We start from the raw sequence: 17,090 nt of genomic DNA on the forward strand, positions 1-17,090 counted from the left end.
GTCGAGAGGGTGGTGTGCGCGAGTCAGATGGGTTCGCTGCAGTGCACCAACCAGAGACTATACGCCCACCCCGCCGAGAAGTCCAGCGAGCGACCCGACCGAGCGTCAGGACGCCAGGAAGGCTGCCCAGCGCTCCCCGCCGGCGGCGACGTTGCCCGATCCGTTCAGGCGAGCGGCCGCGGACGACGGCTTGCGGTCAGCCTGCTCGTGGATCAGCCCGTCGAACGTCGCCGAGAAGTCCAGACGGGGCACCGCGGCCGTGACGTCCCGCAGGTCGTCCGACGACCACCTGTCGAAGCCCACGCCGGAGACGTCGAGCGAGGTCGCCACCTCGAGCAGGTGCCCCTCAGCGTCGAGCTCCGGGTCGACGGACCGCCACATGTGCCGCTCGACGATCTCCCCGACCCGACGGGCTCGCACGGCGTCCCACCCGGCACCGAGCGCGAAGACCGAGCCGACCGCGCCGCCGGCGTCCTCGAAGGGCACCCGGTGGGCGTCGAACGACGGGGTCACGCCGAGGTCGTGCAGCATCGTCGCGACGAAGAGCAGCTCGGGGTCCGGTTCGAGGTCGACCCTCGGGGCGAGCAGGACCGCCCAGGCCCACGAGCGCAGGCAGTGGTTGACGAGGGCGGGTTCCGACCATGCCCGGACGACGTCCAGTGCTCGCGCAGCGACGGGGGAGGGCGGGGTGAGCAGGGCTTCGACGTCGAGCGACATGGCACGACAGTAGCGGCAGGGACGAGCCGTAACGGGGCGGAAACGTGCCGGGCCAGAACCGGAAACAGCGCCCCGTTAGCTTTCGGTTCACTGAGTACCCGCTCAGCACCCCTCCACCCCACCCGAAGGAACTGCGCCCATGCAGCACCGACCACGGCTGCGCCCACGCGCGACGATCGTCTCCTCGACGCTCGTCGCCGCCGGGGCGTTCGGCCTCGCCGTCCTGACGGCCGCTCCGGCCCAGGCAGCGCCCACCGCGCCCACCGCCACCATCGACGCCCCGGCCACCGTGACCGTCGGCACGGCGTTCGACGTCGATCTGACGATCCCGGACACCGCCGACGTCTACGCGTACGAGATCACGCTCGAGGCCGACTCGGTGGAGTACCGGGACGACAGCGTCACCGGCCCGGACGGCGGCTTCGACAGTGTCGAGCAGGACGGTGACGCCCTGACGATCGTGCACACCCGCCTCGGCACCTCGCCGGCACTCGACGGTGACCTGGCCACCTCGATCTCGCTGACCCCGACGGCGGTCGGCAGCGTCGACCTCGACGTCACGAGCATCACCCTCGTCGGCTCCGACGGCACGTCGACGACCCTCGACGACCCGGCGAGCACCACCGTCGTGGTCGCCGCGGCCGCGACCACCGCCCCGACGGCCACCCCGACACCGGGTGCGACCACGCAGCCCGGCGCCGGTGGCGGCACGGGTGGCCCCAGCGCCCCCGGTGACCCGACCGCCCCGGGCACCGACCCGACCAGCAGCGCCACCGCCGTGGCGGCAGCCGGCGGGGACGACCGTCCGACCGGAGGCGACCTCGCCTGGACCGGCGCCGACGTCGCGCCGTGGATCGCCGCGTCCATCGCCCTGCTCGCAGCCGGCGGCACCCTGATCACCCTGCGGGCTCGTCGTGCCCGCCGCGACCGCACCGGAGCCTCCGCATGACCGCCACGAAGCAGGCCGCCAGCAAGCAGGCCGCCACGAAGCAGGCCGCCACGAAGCGGGCCTCCAGCAAGCAGCGCACCACCGTCGCCGGCGCATCGCTCATCGCCCTCATCGGCACCGTCCTCGCCGCCACCCCCGCGATCACGGCCGCCGCAGCACCCGCAGCCGTCGACGCCAGCCCCGCCGCCATGCTCGCGCCGTACTACACGGACCTCGACCTGACCGGCGACGACCAGGTGACGAAGGCCGACCTCGCCCTGCTCACCGAGCACCTCGGTGCGACGACCGCGAGCACCGACTGGGCGACGGTCAGCGCCGCGGACACCGACGCCGACGGCACCATCACAGTCGCGGACCTGGCCGGGTTGTCCCAGCGGATGATCTACGACGACGGCCCCTTCCAGCTCGTCGAGGCATCGACGATCGACATGCAGGCCGCGATGAACGCCGGGGTCACCACGTCGGTCGCGATCACCGAGGACTACCTCGACCGCATCGCCGCCTACGACCGCGCGACGGTCGACACCGCGTCGACCGGGCGCGCGCTCAACTCGATCGTCACCACCAACGCCGACGCCCTGGCCGCCGCGAAGACCGCGGACGCCGAGCGCGCCGAGCACGGGATGACGAGCATGCTGCTCGGCGTGCCGATCGCGGTGAAGGACAACTACGACACGAAGGACATGCCGACCACCGGTGGCTGCGGCTGCTGGGACGACAACCAGACCGACACCGACGCCGCCATGGTCACCGGTCTGCGCGACGCCGGCGCCGTGATCCTGGCGAAGGCCAGCCTCGACGAGTTCGCCTTCGGCTTCGTCTCCGAGTTCTCGTCGAACCAGCCCGCCGGCTCGTCGCTCCTGGTCGCCAGTCCGTACAACACGGCGCAGACGGCCGGTGGCTCGAGCGGCGGCACCGGTGCGGCGATCTCCGCGAACCTCGCGGGGATCGGCTTCGGCACCGACACCGGCGGCTCGATCCGCGTGCCGTCGACGTACAACCAGCTCGTCGGCATCCGGCCCACGGTCGGACTGACGAGCCGTGACGGGATCATCCCGCTCGCCCTGTCGCAGGACACCGGCGGCCCGATCACGCGCTCGGTCACCGACGCGGCGGTCGCGCTCGACGCCGTCACCGGCGTGGACGCAGCGGACCCGGCGACGAGTGCGCAGGCCGGCAAGGTGCCGACGTCGTACACGTCATCGCTCGACGCCGACTCCCTGCAGGGCGCCCGCATCGGCTACGTGACGAGCATGGTCGGGACGAACGCCACGACGAAGCGCCTGTTCGACGCCTCCGTCGCGAAGCTCGAGGCCGCCGGTGCCACCGTCGTCCCGATCACCGCGACGACGGCCTTCAACCGGGTCCTGTCCGAGGGCAGCGGCAGCACGAACGAGTTCAAGCACGACCTGGACGAGTACGTCGCCAAGCACCTCGACCCCGACGTCACCGCACGTTCCCTGCAGGGCATCCTGGCCTCGGGTGAGTACGTGCCGAGCCGCAAGAGCACCTACCAGTCGCGCGATCTGATCACCGACACGCAGTACCAGGCGTGGGTCGGACCGTCGGGGTCGCACACGACACAGCTCGCCACCGGCAAGCAGCTCGTGACGCAGATGCTCGACGACCAGGGCCTCGACGCGCTCGTCTATCCGTCGGGCACGCCGTACGGCACGCAGTCGACGAACATGCGCCTCAGCCCGAACACCGGTATGCCGGCGATCACCGTCCCGATGGGCCAGGCGACCGCTGACGACAACACCATCACCGGTGCCGGCGTGAACCTGGAGTTCCTCGGCCGCTCGTTCGACGAGAGCACGGTCATCGGCCTCGGCTACGCCTTCGAGCAGGAGACGCACGCGCGCACCACGCCCGCGCTGTACCCGGCGCTCGGCTGAGCTGAGCGGGTCGCGTGACGCGACCACATGCAGACGGGAGGCCCGGTGCCAGCTGGCACCGGGCCTCCCGTCTGCACTGGGCTCAGTTCAGGGTCGGGGTGTCCTCCGGCACGACGCCGTCGGCGTACAGGTCGGTCGCCAGGTCGCGGAGCGCGCGCAGCGCGACCCGCTGCGTGAGCGGGCCGTAGGAGATGCGGGCGACGCCGAGCGCCTCGTACTCGGCGGCGGGCAGGGCGCCGGGCAGGCCGATGACCGAGAGCTTGCCGCGGCCCAGACCGGCCACGAGTCGTTCGACCACCGAACGCTCGACCGCACCGGGCACGAAGACCAGGGCGGCGCCGTTGTCCAGGAACGCCTTTCCACGGGCGATCGCGTCCTCGATGCTCTCGTCGATCGGGCGCTCGCCGCCGCGCACGATCGCGTCGGTGCGGGCGTTCAGCTGGAAGTCGACGCCCTCGGCCTGCGCCGCTGCGGTGATCGCGGCGACGCGGGCGACCGCCTCGTCGAAGGGACGCAGCCGGTCCTCGACGTTGGCGCCCGCGATGCCCGAGCCGATGGCGCGGCGGATCGTCTCGGCGGGGTCCTCGTAGCCGTCGTCCAGGTCGGCGGTGACCGGCAGGTCCGTGGCGGCGGCGACGATCGCGGCTCCGGACAGGGCGAGGTCGAGGGGCATGCCGCCGTCCTCGTACCCGTACGACGCGGCGATCGAGTGCCCGGCGGTGGCGATCGCCTTCGTGCCGGGCAGGTCGCTGACGACCTTGGCGGTGATCGCGTCCCACACGTTCACGACGCGCAGGATCTCGGGGGCTTCGTGCAGCTGCTTGAGGGTGACGGCCTTGTCGGCGGTGCTCGTGCTCATGCTGCCGACAGTAGGCCGACAGGGCGGCCCCCGGCCGCGAACCCGCCCGAAGACGACGTGGGATGACGTCGGGAGTCGCGCCGGGCCTCCAGGCAGGGGCATGCTGGGACGCATGGCGAGCGACGAGCAGGACCCGGTCGGCACGCTCCGCGGAGTCCGGACGAGCATCAAGTGGACGCGGTACGCGCCCGACGTGCTGCCCCTGTTCGTCGCCGAGATGGACCACGACGTCGCGCCGGCGATCCGGCAGGCCCTGATCGAGCGGGTCTCGCAGTCCGACCTCGGGTACCTCGACGGCCCCGGTCCGCTCGCTCCCGCGTTCGCGCAGTTCGCGCGGGACCGCTGGGGCTGGGAGATCGATCCGTCGCGCATCCACCTGGCCACCGACGTCAGCGTCGGGATCGTCGAGTCGCTCCGGCTCGCGCTGCCTGACGGCGGCCGAGTCGCGATCACGCCGCCGGTGTACCCGCCGTTCTTCGAGCTCGTCGAAGAGGCCCGATGTCAGGTCGAGGAGGTCCCGCTGCTCGAGCAGTGGGGGCAGTACCGGCTCGACCTCGAGGGCCTCGAGCGGGCGTTCGCCGGCGGGGTCGGCGTCTTCCTGCTCTGCAACCCGCACAACCCGGTCGGGCTCGTGCACGACCGGGCCGACCTCGTGGCGATCGCCGAACTCGCTGCGAAGTACGACGTCCTCGTCATCAGCGACGAGATCCACGCCCCCCTGACCCACCCCGGCGTGCAGTTCACCCCGTTCGCCGCCGTCGCCGAGCCGCTCGGTGCCCGGAGCGTGTGCGTGACGTCTGCGAGCAAGGGCTGGAACCTCGCCGGTGTGAAGTGCTCGGTCATCGTCGCCGGCGATCCCCGGACCGCCGCGCTCCTCGACACCCTGTGGGAGGAGGTCGCCTGCCGCACGAGCATCCTCGGGCTGCACGCGAACCTGGCGGCGTTCACCCTGGCGACGGACTGGCTCGACGACGTCGTGGCGCGCATCGTGGCGAACGACCGGCTGCTCGCCAAGCTCCTCGCCGAGCACCTGCCCGGGGTCGTCTACACGCGGCCGCGCGCCGGGTACCTGGCGTGGCTCGACTTCCGCGGCATCGGCCTCGGCGACGACCCCGCGGTGCCGCTGCGCGAGAACGCGTACGTCGCGCTGAACTCCGGGCTGGGGTTCGGGTCCGAGGGGCGCGGGTTCGTCCGGCTCAACCTGGCGTGCTCACCGGAGACCCTGCGCGAGGCCGTGTTCCGGATCGCCTCGGCGTACCCGTCGAGCGCGCAGGAGGGGTTGGTCTGGCACGTCGCCTGAGTGCATGCCGCTGACCCAGCCGAGAGGCCTTGTCTACTTCGAGTAGACAGATTTGCCCAATCCCGATTGGACGCGTAGCGTGAAGCGCGCGGAACTCGTGGACCGGTTTGCGCGATCGGCCGAGTCAACAACGGGGAGAAGGCCGGAAATGAGCCGACACGCGGTGCGCGCGGAGCGCGGCAAGAAGTACTGGGTGATCTGGATCGACGGCGTCATCCGGACGCAGGCGAAGCGCGAACGAGAGATCGAGCTGATGGCCCGCGACTGGCTCTCGCTGATGAACGACGACCGCGATCCGGAGTCCTTCGAACTCGTCGTCGAGGTGGCGATGCCCGAAGCGGCGCAGGCGCACCTGGACCGGGCGGTCGCGCTCCGCGAGGAGTCCGAGCGCGCACGCATCGAGGCAGCGAAGGAGACGGCCGCCGCGGCGTTGGTCCTGCACGAGTCCGGGCTCACCGTGCGTGAGATCGGACCGCTGCTGCACGTCTCGCACCAGCGAGCACAACAGCTGGTCGCCGCCGCTCGCTGACCGCCCGGGTCATCGAGCTCCGCTGCGATCAGGCCACGTACTGGTTGCGGCCGACGACGCGGATGCGCAGGTCGTCGTCGCGGTCCATCGCGAGGAGCTCGCGGGCCACGAACCCGACGGACGGCCACCGGGACACCTCGGTCACCATGAAGCCGTCGATGAAGACCTGCCACGCGCCGGCCTCGCGGACCGCCTGCACCTCGTACGTCGCCATGCCGCGAGCGTACCGGGACCGGGCCGCCGTCAGTGCAGTTCGAACGTCGGCGCAGGTCGAACGTCAGCGCAGGTCGAGGGTCATGTGCACATCGGCCCGCACGTACGGGCTCGGGGCGATCTCGTCCGCGCGCAGGTGCCGGAACCCGAACGCCTCGTACAGGTGCACGGCGCTGGTGAGCTGCGCGTTGCTCTCCAGGTCGATGCGGCGGGCGCCGAGCTCGCGTGCCCGGTCGAGCGCCGCGGCGATGAGCTTCCGCCCGGTGCCGTGCCCCTGGTGGTCGGGGGAGACCGCCATCTTCACGAGCTCGAAAACGCCGGGGGTGGTGGGCACGACCCCGATGCACCCGATGACCTGGTCGTCGAGCCGGGCGACCAGGACGGCGCCGCCCCGCTCCACGACCCGGCCGACGGGATCGGAGAGGAACACGCGGTCCTCGTCCTCGAGGGTGAAGTACCGGGTGATCCACGCCTCGTTGAGCGTGCGGAACGCCGCGGCATCCGCGGAGGTGGCGAGGTCGGTGATGGTGACGGTGGAGGTCGCTTCGGGCATGCATCCATCCTCGATCGACGATGCAGTCACGTCCAATACTCGTTCGAGCTGATCGATAGCCTGTGTGCATGGATCGAGAACCGGACGTCGACCTCCGGCAGCTGCGGGCGTTCCTCGCCGTCGCCGACGAGCTGCACTTCGGCCGCGCGGCCGAGCAGCTGCGGATCGCGCAGCCCGCACTGTCCCAGCAGATCCGGCGGACCGAACGCGCGCTCGGCGTCGACCTGTTCGTCCGGACCAGCCGCAGCGTCGCCCTGACCGCCGCCGGCCGGGTGCTGCAGGGCCGTGCGCGGTCGTTGCTCGGGCAGGTGCGACGGGACCTCGACGAGACGGTGCGGGTCGGGCGGGGCGAGGTCGGTCGGCTCGACGTCGGGTTCGTCGTCTCCGCGCTGCCCCTCGGCCCGATCGAACGTGTGCAGGCGTTCCGGGAGCGCTACCCCCTGGTCCGGGTCGAACTGACCGAGGGGTACTCGTCGACCCTGTTGGCACGGATCGTCCGCGGCGAGCTCGACCTCGCCGTCGTCCGCGATGCCGACCCGGACCCCGCCGTGCGCCTGCTGCCGTTCCGGTCCGAGGCGTTCGTCGCCGCTGTGCCGCGCGGCCACCGGTTGGCAGATCGGGATCGCATCCGCGGCACCGAGCTGGTCGACGAGCCGTTCGTGTTCTTCCCGGCGGTCGCGGGGGCCCTGGCGACCGAGCGCAACCTCGCACCGGTCACCGCCGGTGGCCGCCGCCCGGTCATCGTGCAGGAGGCCACGACCTGGGCGACCGTGCTGCACCTGGTCGGGGTGGGCCTCGGTGTCACGGTGGTGCCGGAGAGTGCTGCGCTCGCCGCACCCGACACGGTGGCGCTCCTGCCGCTCGAGGGCAGCGACCACCGCAGCGAGCTCGCATGGGCGATGCGCGCCGACGACGACCGCGAGATCCTGCGCAACTTCGTCGCCGCGGACTGACCGAGCGGACCGCGCGCGCCGAAGGAAGCCGTCCGGGCGTCCTCGTTCAGCCGAGCGACAGGACGGGCGCCCGGTGGTCACCGAGTTCGTCGATGCGCCACGGCCGAGCCCCGCGCAGTGTCAAGCCGAGCTGGACGAGCACGAACCCGACGTGCGGCTCGACGTCGGGGTCCCACGGCCCCTCGACGCCCAGACCGAACGCGCCGAGTTCGTCGTCGGCCTCGTCCCGCAGGGTCAGCCGCCACCGGCCGTCGCCGAGTTCCTCGACCACGGCCCAGCGGGCGGTGCCGAACCGGCTCACGCCGTCTTGGTGATGTCCGCGGTGAAGTTCTGCACGCGCTGCAGCAGGGAGGCGCCACGCATCGCGATGGTCGCGGGCGGGTTCAGGTGCGGGGGCGCGGTGCGGATCAGCATCGGGCACCCGAGGTCTTCGCAGATGTACGTGCCGATCGTGTTGCCGTTGCGCCCGGACTCACCGGCACGCGCGGCGGAGAACAGCCGGACCTGGGTCGCGGGCTGCGGCGAGTGGCAGAACGAGCACATCGCGGCGATGCCGGGGCGCAGCGAGCCACCGGCGGACCGGACGACGATGCCCACGGGGCGCTCGTCGATCCAGGACACGATGTACCCGCGGCGGGCGGCCTGCGGGTCGCGCCAGCCCAGGAACTCGCGCTCGTCCCAGAGTGTCTCGTGCAGGCCCGGGATGGGCAGCTGTGCGAGTTCGTCGGGGGTGGCGTTCACGAACGACGATCGGATGTCGGCTTCGGTCAGTGGCTTCACGGTCCGATCACCATATGCCTCGCCCCCGACACATGGTGCGTCACGACAGCCTGGAGGCGCGGATCGCGCCGAGCGCGCTGCTCCCGTCCGCCACCAGCACCGCCCGGCGCAGGGCGTCGCGTCCGACGCGACGGGCCGCCGCGTCGTCCGCGGCGAACTCCACGAGCACACGCGTCGACCGCGCCATGGCGCGCGCACCGGGCACCCACGGGACCGCACGCTCGATCGATTCCGCGACCGCGACCGCAGCCGCGTGGTGCTGGGTCAGGTGGGCGCGTTCGTGGGCGACCACGGCCTCCAGTTCGTCGGTGCGCAACCGGTCTGCCAAGCCGGTGCTGACGAGGACACCACCGCTCCGACCCGGCACGGCGCATGCCAGTGCGTGGTCGGCCTCGACGACGGCGACGGGGGTGCCGTCGATCTCGCGGTGCGGGGCGACACCGGAACGCATCGCCTGGCGGACGGCCTCGTGTTCCGGGCCGGGGCGCACCCGGACCGCGACGACGAACGCGACGACCGCGAGGAGCGCGACGCCGACGTTGAAGCCGTGCGTGGGGGAGCCGTCCCCGCCGAACAGCTCGGTGACCGGACGGTCGGCGAGCACCACGAGGGTGATGCCGGCCACGAAGCCGACGACGCCGAGCAGGACCGCGACCGACCAGCAGACCAGCGCGGTGCGGGGCAGGTCGATCGTCCAGGCGGAACGGGTCAGGATCCGGGGCGCGAACACCACCACCGCGAGTGCGAGGACGATGAGCGCGATGCCGGCGACGACCACGGTGCGCAGCCGGTCAGGAGCGGGCGCGGGCGTCGAGGGCGCGACGCAGGGCCTCGAGGTCGTCCGAGGCGAGCGAGCCGGTGAACTGCAGCAGTGCGGCCTCGCGGTCGGACGACGCGGCCAGTGCGCTCGACATCAGGGACGCGGTCTGCTCGTCACGACTGTGCACGGCGCGGAACGTCAGGGGAGCGTCGTCGTGCTGCTCCCGTTCCACCTGGCCCTTGCGGCCGAGGCGGTCGAGCACGGTGAGGACGGTCGTCAGCGCGGGGCGGGGCTCCGGGAACGCGTCGAGCACCTGGCGTGCGGTGAGCCCGGAGTCGGCGGAGCGGAGTGCGTCGAGCACCGCCTGCTCCAGCTGCCCGCGGGGGCGCGATCGTTGTCCGGCCATCCCCGCATTCTACGAGATGTCGAAGGCTCGCTCGCGACACACGCTCGAAACGCGGCCTCGGTATGCTCGTCGCGGACAACTGAACACACCGGCCGTTCATCCGTCGCGGGAGACGCCGTGCAGTGCCTCTGGGTACATCGTGCCTCTGGGTACATCGTGCCTCTGGGCGCATCGTGCCCTCGGGCGCACGCACGGCACCGAAGGAGCAATCCCCCCGTCAATCTCTCAGGTCCCACACCGCAGCGGACAGGCCACTCTGAAAAGCAGACGCTCGGTCGTCTCGCCCACGGTGAAAGCCGCCGGACCTCACGGGCCGCGGTGAAACTCTCAGGCCCATGACAGAGGGGGAGTTCCACCCGGCGATCGTCGCCGGGCCCTGCCGATGCCAGGAGAACTCCGCCATGAGTCCGTCCCCACTGCCCACGCCGGGTCAGCGTTCGTCGCCGCTCGAAGCCGTGCACGAGGCCGCCGGTGCGACCTTCACCGACTTCGCCGGGTACCGCATGCCCGTGCGCTACTCGTCGGACCTCGCCGAGCACCACGCCGTGCGCGAGGCCGCCGGCGTCTTCGACCTGTCGCACATGGCCGAGATCGGGGTGACCGGCAGCGATGCCGTCGCCTTCCTCGACCACGCGCTCGCCGGCTCCTTCGGCACGATGCCGATCGGCCGCGCCAAGTACTCGCTGCTGCTCGCCGAGGACGGCGGGATCCTCGACGACCTCGTCGTGTACCGGACCGACGACGACGTCTTCCTCGTCGTCGCGAACGCGTCCAACCGCGACGTGGCCGTCACCGCGCTCACCGCCCGGGCCGACGGCTTCGACGTCGAGGTCTCCGACGACTCCGACACCACGGCCCTCGTCGCGATCCAGGGCCCCGCGGCTGCCGGCACGCTCGACGCGCTCGTCGTCGCCGACCGCCTGCAGCCCGAGACCCCGCTCGACGAACTCGGCTACTACCGCGTGCTGCACGCGCTGTTCGACGGTGCCGACGTGCTCGTCGCGCGGACCGGGTACACCGGCGAGGACGGCTTCGAGGTCTACACCGACCCGGACACCGCCCCGGTGCTCTGGGACGCCCTGCTCGAGGCCGGCGCCGACCGCGGGGTCGTCCCCGCCGGGCTCGCCGCGCGCGACACCCTGCGACTCGAGGCCGGCATGCCCCTCTACGGGCACGAGCTCGGCACCGACGTCCGTCCGGCCCAGGCTGGCCTCGGCCGCGTCGTCGCGAAGGACGGCGACTTCGTCGGTGCGGCCGGCGTCACCCCGTCCGCGGACGCCCGGGTGCTCGTCGGTCTGGTGACCGAGGGTCGCCGTGCTCCCCGCGCCGGCTACGACGTCGTGCTCGACGGCACGGTCGTCGGCACCGTGACCTCGGGCGCGCTCTCGCCGACGCTCGGCCACCCCGTCGCGATGGCCTTCGTCGACCCGGCCGCGCTCGCCGCCGTGTCGGACGGGGCACAGGTCCTCCACATCGACGTCCGCGGGACTGCCGTCCCCAGCACGGTCTCCGCGTTCCCCTTCTACCGCCGCGCCTCGAAAGGCTGACCCCATGACCGACCAGACCGCACTCCAGTACACGGCCGACCACGAGTGGCTGCTCGTCGAGGGCGACACCGTCACCGTCGGCATCACCGACCACGCCGCCGAGCAGCTCGGTGACGTCGTCTACGTCGAGCTCCCCGCCGTCGGCACCGCCACCACCGCCGGCGACCAGATCGGCGAGATCGAGTCGACCAAGAGCGTCGGCGAGCTCTTCGCCCCGATCGAGGGCGAGGTCGTCGAGGTCAACGACGCCGTCGTCGACACCCCCGACACCGTCAACCAGGACCCCTTCGGCGCCGGCTGGCTCGTGAAGATCAAGGTCGACGGCACCTCGTTCCCCGAGGACCTGATGGACCACGACGCGTACCGGGCCTCCATCGCATGACCGCGTTCGAGAACCTCCAGACGTCCTTCGCCGACCGCCACATCGGCACCACCCCGGCCGACCAGCAGGCCATGCTCGACGTCGTCGGACAGCCGTCGCTCGACGCGCTGGTCCGTGCCGCGATCCCGGAGTCCATCCACGTCGGCCCCGTCGCCGACTCGGTGATCCCGGCCGCCGTCGGCGAGACCGAGGCGCTCGCCGAACTCCGCGCGAAGGCCGGCCGCAACACCGTGCGGCGCGCCATGATCGGCCTCGGCTACCACGGCACCCACACGCCCGCGGTGATCCAGCGCAACGTGCTCGAGAACCCGAGCTGGTACACGGCGTACACGCCCTACCAGCCGGAGATCTCGCAGGGCCGCCTCGAAGCACTCATCAACTTCCAGACGATGGTGTCCGACCTGACCGGCATGGCCACCGCCGGCGCCTCGATGCTCGACGAGGGCACCGCCGTGGTCGAGGGCATGCTCCTCGCCCGCCGCGCGTCCAAGGTCAAGGGCGACGCGTTCCTCGTCGACGCCGACCTGCTGCCGCAGACCCGTGCACTGCTCGACCACCGTGCCGACGCCGTGGGCATCACGCTGCGCACGTTCGACGCTGCCGCCGGCCCGAGCGACGACCAGCTCGACGGCGCGTTCGGCGTCATCCTGCAGTACCCCGGCGCCTCGGGCCGCATCGTCGACCCGTCGCCCGTCATCGAGCGGGTCCACTCCGGCGGCGGCATCGCCGTCGTCGCAGCCGACCTGCTCGCGATGACCCTGCTCGCCAGCCCCGGCGACCTCGGTGCCGACGTGGCCGTCGGGACGAGCCAGCGCTTCGGGGTCCCGCTCGGCTTCGGTGGCCCGCACGCCGGCTACCTCGCGGTGCGCGCCGGCCTCGAGCGTCAGCTCCCCGGTCGCCTGGTCGGGGTGTCCTTCGACGCCGACGGCCAGATGGCCTACCGCCTCAGCCTGCAGACCCGCGAGCAGCACATCCGCCGCGAGAAGGCGACGAGCAACATCTGCACCGCGCAGGTCCTGCTCGCCGTGATGGCCTCGATGTACGCGGTCTACCACGGGCCCGAGGGCCTGCGGTTCATCGCCGGCCGGGTCGCACGGACCACCGGTGCGCTCGCCGCCGTGGCGCGTGACGCCGGGGTCGAGGTCGTGCACGACGCTTTCTTCGACACGCTCACCCTGCGGGCCGTCGGTCGCGCCGAGGCGATCGTCGCGGCAGCGCAGGACGCCGGCTACCTGCTGCACGTCGTGGACGCCGACACGTTCCAGCTGTCCGTCGACGAGACGACCACGCCCGACGACGTCGTGGCGCTGGCGGGCGTGCTCGGGGCGGTGGACGTCACCGTCCCCGCGACCGAGACAGCCGTGCGCGACGCGGCCACGGGCCTCCCGTCGGCCCTGCAGCGCGAGAGCGACTACCTGACGCACCCCGTGTTCAGCGCACACCGCAGCGAGACCCGCATGATGCGGTACCTCAAGCACCTGTCCGACAAGGACTACGCGCTCGACCGCGGCATGATCCCGCTCGGCAGCTGCACGATGAAGCTCAACGCGGCGACCGAGATGGCCGCCGTGACCTGGCCGGAGTTCGCGAACATCCACCCGTTCGCACCCCGCGAGGACGTCGAGGGGTACCTCGACATGATCGGCGACCTCGAGTCGTGGCTCGCCGAGGTCACCGGCTACGACACCGTCTCCCTGCAGCCGAACGCCGGCAGCCAGGGCGAACTCGCCGGCCTGCTGGCCATCCGCGGGTACCACCAGGCCAACGGCGACAGCGAGCGCACGGTCTGCCTGATCCCGTCGAGCGCGCACGGCACGAACGCCGCGTCCGCGGTGCTCGCAGGCATGAAGGTCGTCGTGGTGGCCTGCGACGAGAACGGCAACGTCGACCTCGAGGACCTCCGGGCCCGTGTCGCCGCCCACGCCGACACCCTCGCGGCGCTGATGATCACGTACCCGTCCACCCACGGCGTCTACGAGCACGACATCCGCGAGATCTGCGACGCCGTGCACGACGCCGGCGGCCAGGTCTACGTCGACGGCGCGAACCTCAACGCGTTGCTCGGCCACGCCCGCTTCGGCGACTTCGGCGGCGACGTGTCGCACCTCAACCTGCACAAGACCTTCTGCATCCCGCACGGCGGTGGCGGCCCCGGCGTGGGACCCGTCGCCGCGAAGGCACACCTGGCACCGTTCCTGCCCGGTCACCCGTTCGCGCAGCAGGCCGACCGGCGCTCCGGTGCGACCGCCGCCGAGGCGGACGACCGCCTGGCCCACGCCGGCGGCCCGGTCAGTGCGGCGCCGTACGGCAGCCCGAGCATCCTGCCGATCACGTGGACGTACGTCCGAATGATGGGGCTCGAGGGCCTCACCCGTGCGACCGAGGCCGCGGTCCTCGGGGCGAACTACATCGCGGCTCGTCTGCGTGATGCGTTCCCGGTGCTGTACACGGGCGATGACGGACTCGTCGCGCACGAGTGCATCCTCGACCTCCGCCCGCTGCGCGACACCACCGGCATCACGGTCGACGACGTCGCGAAGCGCCTCGTCGACTACGGGTTCCACGCGCCGACGATGTCGTTCCCGGTGGCGGGCACGCTCATGGTCGAACCGACCGAGAGCGAGGACCTCGCCGAGCTCGACCGCTTCGTCGACGCGATGCTCGCGATCCGGGCCGAAGCCGCAGCGGTCGAGCGCGGGGAGTGGCCGGCGGACGACAACCCGCTCGTGCACGCCCCGCACACCGCCTCGTCGGTGATCTCGGGGGAGTGGGCACACGCCTACACCCGCGAGCAGGCCGTCTACCCGCTGCCGGGCATCAGCGGCCGGAAGTACTGGCCGCCGGTGCGTCGGATCGACCAGGCCTACGGCGACCGCAACCTGGTGTGCGCCTGCCCGCCGATCGAGGCGTTCGCCTGATCCCGACCGGCGCCGACACCCCGTCGTCGCCGTGCGCCCCGTGCCCCGTCCGGTCCTCCGGGCGGGGCACGGTCGTGTCCGGCGGCCGGCACGGTCGCGTCCGGCCGGGGTCGGACGGGGGCGGACGGGGGCACGGTCGTGTCCCGGGCGGTCACGGCACCCCGCTCAGTTCCGCCGTGCGGTCACGAACCGTCGTCCTGACCCGCGCCAACCGACAGTTCGTGACCACTCGGCGCGCCACCCACGGCATGTCCTGACCGCTCGACGCAGCCCCCGAGCCGTACCCCTGAGCGATGCTCGGCCGTCCCCCGACTTGCACAGAAGTGTGACGGAGTGCAATGGATTTCATGCGGATGCAACAAAAACGCACCCTTCACCGGCACGCGCGCGAATGTTGCATCTTGTCGCAAGGATCGTGCAAGTTGGTTACCGGCGTGTAACCGTTCGCCCCTGGGTTTGGACGCCGCTGTTCACCTTGCCTACGCTGCAAAGGTCAAACGCGCCCGGGCGACACCGCTGTGCCCTGCGCGTCCCATGCACCAGGAGGAACCTTGATCAAGAAGCGCGCCGGGCTCTCAGCCCTCGCCGTGCTCGGGGCCACAGCACTCGCCCTGACCGCCTGCTCCAGCAACAGCTCCGACGGGGGTGGCTCGGGCTCGGCGAACGCGTCCGGGATCGTCACCACGAACGGGAGTGAGCCGCAGAAGCCCCTCATCCCGTCGAACACCACCGAGACCGGTGGCGGCAAGGTCATCGACTCGCTGTTCGAGGGCCTCGTCTCGTACGACGCCGACGGCAAGCCCGTCAACGAGGTCGCGAAGAGCATCGACACCGATGACTCGAAGACCTTCGACATCAAACTGAACACGGGTTACACCTTCACGAACGGCGAGAAGGTCACGGCCGAGTCGTTCACCAAGGCGTGGAACTGGGCAGCCCAGTTCTCGAACAAGCAGAGCGCCTCGTACTTCTTCGAGAACATCGAGGGGTACAACGCCGAGAAGGACTCCGAGCTCACCGGCCTCAAGGTCGTGAACGACGACGAGTTCACCGTGAAGCTGAAGTCGGCACAGTCCGACTTCCCGCTCTCGCTCGGCTACTCGGCCTTCGTGCCGCTGCCGTCGGCGTTCTACGACGACACCAAGGCGTTCGGTGAGAACCCGATCGGCAACGGTCCGTACAAGCTCGACGGCAAGAAGGCCTGGACCCACAACCAGTCCATCAAGCTCGTCGCCAACAAGGACTACGAGGGCAAGCGCAAGCCGAAGAACGGTGGTCTGACGATCACGTTCTACACCTCGCAGGACACCGCCTACGCGGATGCTCAGGGCGGCAACCTCGATGTCCTCGACGCCGTGCCGGACGCCAACTTCCAGACGTACAAGTCCGACTTCCCGGACTCGAACGTCAACCAGCCCGCCGCGATCTTCCAGGGCATCTACCTGCCCTACTACCTGGACCACTGGAAGGGTGAAGAGGGCAAGCTCCGTCGCGAGGCCGTCTCGATGGCGATCAACCGCAAGGAGATCACCGACAAGATCTTCGACGGCACCCGCACCCCGGCCAAGGACTTCACCTCGCCGGTGATCGCCGGTTGGAACGACGACCTCGAGGGCTCTGACGTCCTGGAGTACGACAAGTCCGAGGCCAAGAAGCTCTGGGCCGAGGCCGACAAGATCTCGAAGTACGACGACACCCTCACCATCACGTACAACGCCGATGGTGGCCACCAGGCATGGGTGACCGCGGTCACGAACTCGATCTCGAGCACGCTCGGCATCAAGGCCGAAGGCAACGCGATCCCGACGTTCCAGGAGGCCCTCGACCTCCAGACGAACGACAAGCTCACGGGCGGCAGCCGCACCGGTTGGCAGGCCGACTACCCCTCGCTGTACAACTTCCTCGGCCCGACCATGGGCAAGGGCTCGTCGAGCAACTACGCGCGCTACGACTCGGCCGAGTACAACGAGCTGCTCGCGAAGGGCCGTTCGGCAGCCACTGTCGAAGAGGGCAACAAGATCTTCGACCAGGCTCAGGAACTCCTGTTCGAGGACCTGCCTGAGATCCCGCTCTGGTACTCCAACGTGACCGGTGTCTGGAACGCGGACAAGGTGTCGAACGTCAAGTTCGGCTGGAACTCGGTGCCGCTGTACTACGACGTCGAGGTCAAGAACTGACCCTGGTCTCGTAGAGACCACCACGCGAGCAGGTATCCTGCCTCGCGACCACCGGACGGGGGTTCGGGGGCCACATGGCCCCCGAACCCCCGTACCGCGGCGGTAAGACCTTCCCCCACACCGCGGGCGCCCTCCCGCACCGGACTTCC

At 71.1% G+C, this 17,090-nt stretch carries 17 protein-coding genes and 2 riboswitches; of the genes, 9 read left to right on the forward strand and 8 right to left on the reverse strand.

The features are described from left to right. Nucleotides 1–105: 105 nt before the first annotated feature. Nucleotides 106–717, reverse strand: coding sequence for an HD domain-containing protein (locus tag QRN49_RS14915; protein WP_284756547.1), 612 nt, complete (start codon nucleotides 715–717; stop codon nucleotides 106–108). 139 nt (nucleotides 718–856) lie between these two features. On the opposite strand from QRN49_RS14915, the gene QRN49_RS14920 reads away from it, so the two are divergent. Together QRN49_RS14920 and QRN49_RS14925 are read left to right on the forward strand one after the other, a co-directional pair. After that, the gene (locus QRN49_RS14920) at nucleotides 857–1,666 is read left to right on the forward strand and encodes a hypothetical protein (protein WP_284756548.1); all 810 of its coding nucleotides are present in this window, start codon (nucleotides 857–859) and stop codon (nucleotides 1,664–1,666) included. Beyond that, on the forward strand, nucleotides 1,663–3,564 hold the full coding sequence (locus QRN49_RS14925; protein ID WP_284756549.1) for an amidase family protein: 1,902 nt from the start codon (nucleotides 1,663–1,665) through the stop codon (nucleotides 3,562–3,564). Before QRN49_RS14920 ends, QRN49_RS14925 begins: the two co-directional genes overlap by 4 nt. Before the next feature lie 82 nt (nucleotides 3,565–3,646). On the opposite strand, the gene QRN49_RS14930 is transcribed toward QRN49_RS14925, so the two are convergent. Beyond that, nucleotides 3,647–4,423, reverse strand: a complete 777-nt coding sequence (locus QRN49_RS14930; protein ID WP_284756550.1) for an isocitrate lyase/PEP mutase family protein — start codon at nucleotides 4,421–4,423, stop codon at nucleotides 3,647–3,649. 112 nt (nucleotides 4,424–4,535) lie between these two features. On the opposite strand from QRN49_RS14930, the gene QRN49_RS14935 reads away from it, so the two are divergent. Together QRN49_RS14935 and QRN49_RS14940 are read left to right on the forward strand one after the other, a co-directional pair. Next, complete coding sequence (locus QRN49_RS14935) at nucleotides 4,536–5,723, forward strand: MalY/PatB family protein (protein ID WP_284756551.1); 1,188 nt, start codon at nucleotides 4,536–4,538, stop codon at nucleotides 5,721–5,723. Nucleotides 5,724–5,871: 148 nt separating this feature from the next. After that, complete coding sequence (locus tag QRN49_RS14940; RefSeq protein ID WP_284756552.1) at nucleotides 5,872–6,252, forward strand: hypothetical protein; 381 nt, start codon at nucleotides 5,872–5,874, stop codon at nucleotides 6,250–6,252. 28 nt (nucleotides 6,253–6,280) lie between these two features. On the opposite strand, the gene QRN49_RS14945 is transcribed toward QRN49_RS14940, so the two are convergent. Both QRN49_RS14945 and QRN49_RS14950 read right to left on the reverse strand, forming a co-directional pair. Further along, nucleotides 6,281–6,466, reverse strand: coding sequence for a hypothetical protein (locus QRN49_RS14945; RefSeq protein WP_017887087.1), 186 nt, complete (start codon nucleotides 6,464–6,466; stop codon nucleotides 6,281–6,283). Between the two features lie 63 nt (nucleotides 6,467–6,529). Continuing rightward, entirely contained in the window at nucleotides 6,530–7,018 is a 489-nt protein-coding gene (locus tag QRN49_RS14950; protein ID WP_194653704.1) for a GNAT family N-acetyltransferase, read from the reverse strand. Between the two features lie 68 nt (nucleotides 7,019–7,086). Between QRN49_RS14950 and QRN49_RS14955 the strand changes: the two genes are divergently transcribed. Then, nucleotides 7,087–7,971, forward strand: a complete 885-nt coding sequence (locus tag QRN49_RS14955) for a LysR substrate-binding domain-containing protein (RefSeq protein WP_071404180.1) — start codon at nucleotides 7,087–7,089, stop codon at nucleotides 7,969–7,971. Nucleotides 7,972–8,017: 46 nt separating this feature from the next. On the opposite strand, the gene QRN49_RS14960 is transcribed toward QRN49_RS14955, so the two are convergent. Genes QRN49_RS14960 through QRN49_RS14975 form a run of 4 tightly spaced genes read right to left on the reverse strand, consistent with a single transcriptional unit; the run spans nucleotide 8,018 to nucleotide 9,917 of the window. After that, complete coding sequence (locus QRN49_RS14960; protein WP_017887084.1) at nucleotides 8,018–8,272, reverse strand: hypothetical protein; 255 nt, start codon at nucleotides 8,270–8,272, stop codon at nucleotides 8,018–8,020. Then, nucleotides 8,269–8,751 carry an FBP domain-containing protein gene (locus QRN49_RS14965; protein ID WP_027464546.1) on the reverse strand — a complete coding sequence of 161 codons (483 nt, stop codon included), beginning with the start codon at nucleotides 8,749–8,751 and terminating at the stop codon, nucleotides 8,269–8,271. The genes QRN49_RS14960 and QRN49_RS14965 overlap by 4 nt, the downstream gene beginning before the upstream one ends. A 40-nt stretch (nucleotides 8,752–8,791) precedes the next feature. Beyond that, nucleotides 8,792–9,529: a M56 family metallopeptidase gene (locus QRN49_RS14970; RefSeq protein ID WP_111223840.1), complete on the reverse strand. Its 738-nt coding sequence runs from the start codon at nucleotides 9,527–9,529 to the stop codon at nucleotides 8,792–8,794. 13 nt (nucleotides 9,530–9,542) lie between these two features. Then, complete coding sequence (locus QRN49_RS14975; protein WP_110860589.1) at nucleotides 9,543–9,917, reverse strand: BlaI/MecI/CopY family transcriptional regulator; 375 nt, start codon at nucleotides 9,915–9,917, stop codon at nucleotides 9,543–9,545. A 96-nt stretch (nucleotides 9,918–10,013) separates the two neighbouring features. Further along, nucleotides 10,014–10,167: riboswitch (glycine riboswitch) on the forward strand. Continuing rightward, nucleotides 10,168–10,269, forward strand: a riboswitch (glycine riboswitch). It abuts the riboswitch before it with no gap. A 49-nt stretch (nucleotides 10,270–10,318) separates the two neighbouring features. On the opposite strand from QRN49_RS14975, the gene gcvT reads away from it, so the two are divergent. The 4 genes from gcvT (at nucleotide 10,319) to QRN49_RS14995 (ending at nucleotide 16,941) form a co-directional block, all read left to right on the forward strand. Continuing rightward, nucleotides 10,319–11,464 carry a glycine cleavage system aminomethyltransferase GcvT gene (gene gcvT / locus QRN49_RS14980; protein WP_259587887.1) on the forward strand — a complete coding sequence of 382 codons (1,146 nt, stop codon included), beginning with the start codon at nucleotides 10,319–10,321 and terminating at the stop codon, nucleotides 11,462–11,464. Nucleotides 11,465–11,468: 4 nt separating this feature from the next. Continuing rightward, nucleotides 11,469–11,846 carry a glycine cleavage system protein GcvH gene (gene gcvH, locus QRN49_RS14985; protein ID WP_017887079.1) on the forward strand — a complete coding sequence of 126 codons (378 nt, stop codon included), beginning with the start codon at nucleotides 11,469–11,471 and terminating at the stop codon, nucleotides 11,844–11,846. Further along, nucleotides 11,843–14,764 carry an aminomethyl-transferring glycine dehydrogenase gene (gene gcvP / locus QRN49_RS14990; RefSeq protein ID WP_284756553.1) on the forward strand — a complete coding sequence of 974 codons (2,922 nt, stop codon included), beginning with the start codon at nucleotides 11,843–11,845 and terminating at the stop codon, nucleotides 14,762–14,764. Before gcvH ends, gcvP begins: the two co-directional genes overlap by 4 nt. Before the next feature lie 551 nt (nucleotides 14,765–15,315). After that, on the forward strand, nucleotides 15,316–16,941 hold the full coding sequence (locus QRN49_RS14995) for a peptide ABC transporter substrate-binding protein (protein ID WP_111022606.1): 1,626 nt from the start codon (nucleotides 15,316–15,318) through the stop codon (nucleotides 16,939–16,941). Nucleotides 16,942–17,090: the final 149 nt, after the last annotated feature.

Source organism: Curtobacterium sp. ME-Dv--P-122a (assembly GCF_030209645.1).
Lineage (GTDB): Bacteria > Actinomycetota > Actinomycetes > Actinomycetales > Microbacteriaceae > Curtobacterium > Curtobacterium flaccumfaciens.

Coding starts and splice junctions, on each gene's coding strand:
- QRN49_RS14915 (WP_284756547.1), bottom strand. CDS start 717: ATGTCGCTCGACGTCGAAGCCCTGCTCACCCCGCCCTCCCCCGTCGCT.
- QRN49_RS14920 (WP_284756548.1), top strand. CDS start 857: ATGCAGCACCGACCACGGCTGCGCCCACGCGCGACGATCGTCTCCTCG.
- QRN49_RS14925 (WP_284756549.1), top strand. CDS start 1,663: ATGACCGCCACGAAGCAGGCCGCCAGCAAGCAGGCCGCCACGAAGCAG.
- QRN49_RS14930 (WP_284756550.1), bottom strand. CDS start 4,423: ATGAGCACGAGCACCGCCGACAAGGCCGTCACCCTCAAGCAGCTGCAC.
- QRN49_RS14935 (WP_284756551.1), top strand. CDS start 4,536: ATGGCGAGCGACGAGCAGGACCCGGTCGGCACGCTCCGCGGAGTCCGG.
- QRN49_RS14940 (WP_284756552.1), top strand. CDS start 5,872: ATGAGCCGACACGCGGTGCGCGCGGAGCGCGGCAAGAAGTACTGGGTG.
- QRN49_RS14945 (WP_017887087.1), bottom strand. CDS start 6,466: ATGGCGACGTACGAGGTGCAGGCGGTCCGCGAGGCCGGCGCGTGGCAG.
- QRN49_RS14950 (WP_194653704.1), bottom strand. CDS start 7,018: ATGCCCGAAGCGACCTCCACCGTCACCATCACCGACCTCGCCACCTCC.
- QRN49_RS14955 (WP_071404180.1), top strand. CDS start 7,087: ATGGATCGAGAACCGGACGTCGACCTCCGGCAGCTGCGGGCGTTCCTC.
- QRN49_RS14975 (WP_110860589.1), bottom strand. CDS start 9,917: ATGGCCGGACAACGATCGCGCCCCCGCGGGCAGCTGGAGCAGGCGGTG.
- gcvT (WP_259587887.1), top strand. CDS start 10,319: ATGAGTCCGTCCCCACTGCCCACGCCGGGTCAGCGTTCGTCGCCGCTC.
- gcvH (WP_017887079.1), top strand. CDS start 11,469: ATGACCGACCAGACCGCACTCCAGTACACGGCCGACCACGAGTGGCTG.
- gcvP (WP_284756553.1), top strand. CDS start 11,843: ATGACCGCGTTCGAGAACCTCCAGACGTCCTTCGCCGACCGCCACATC.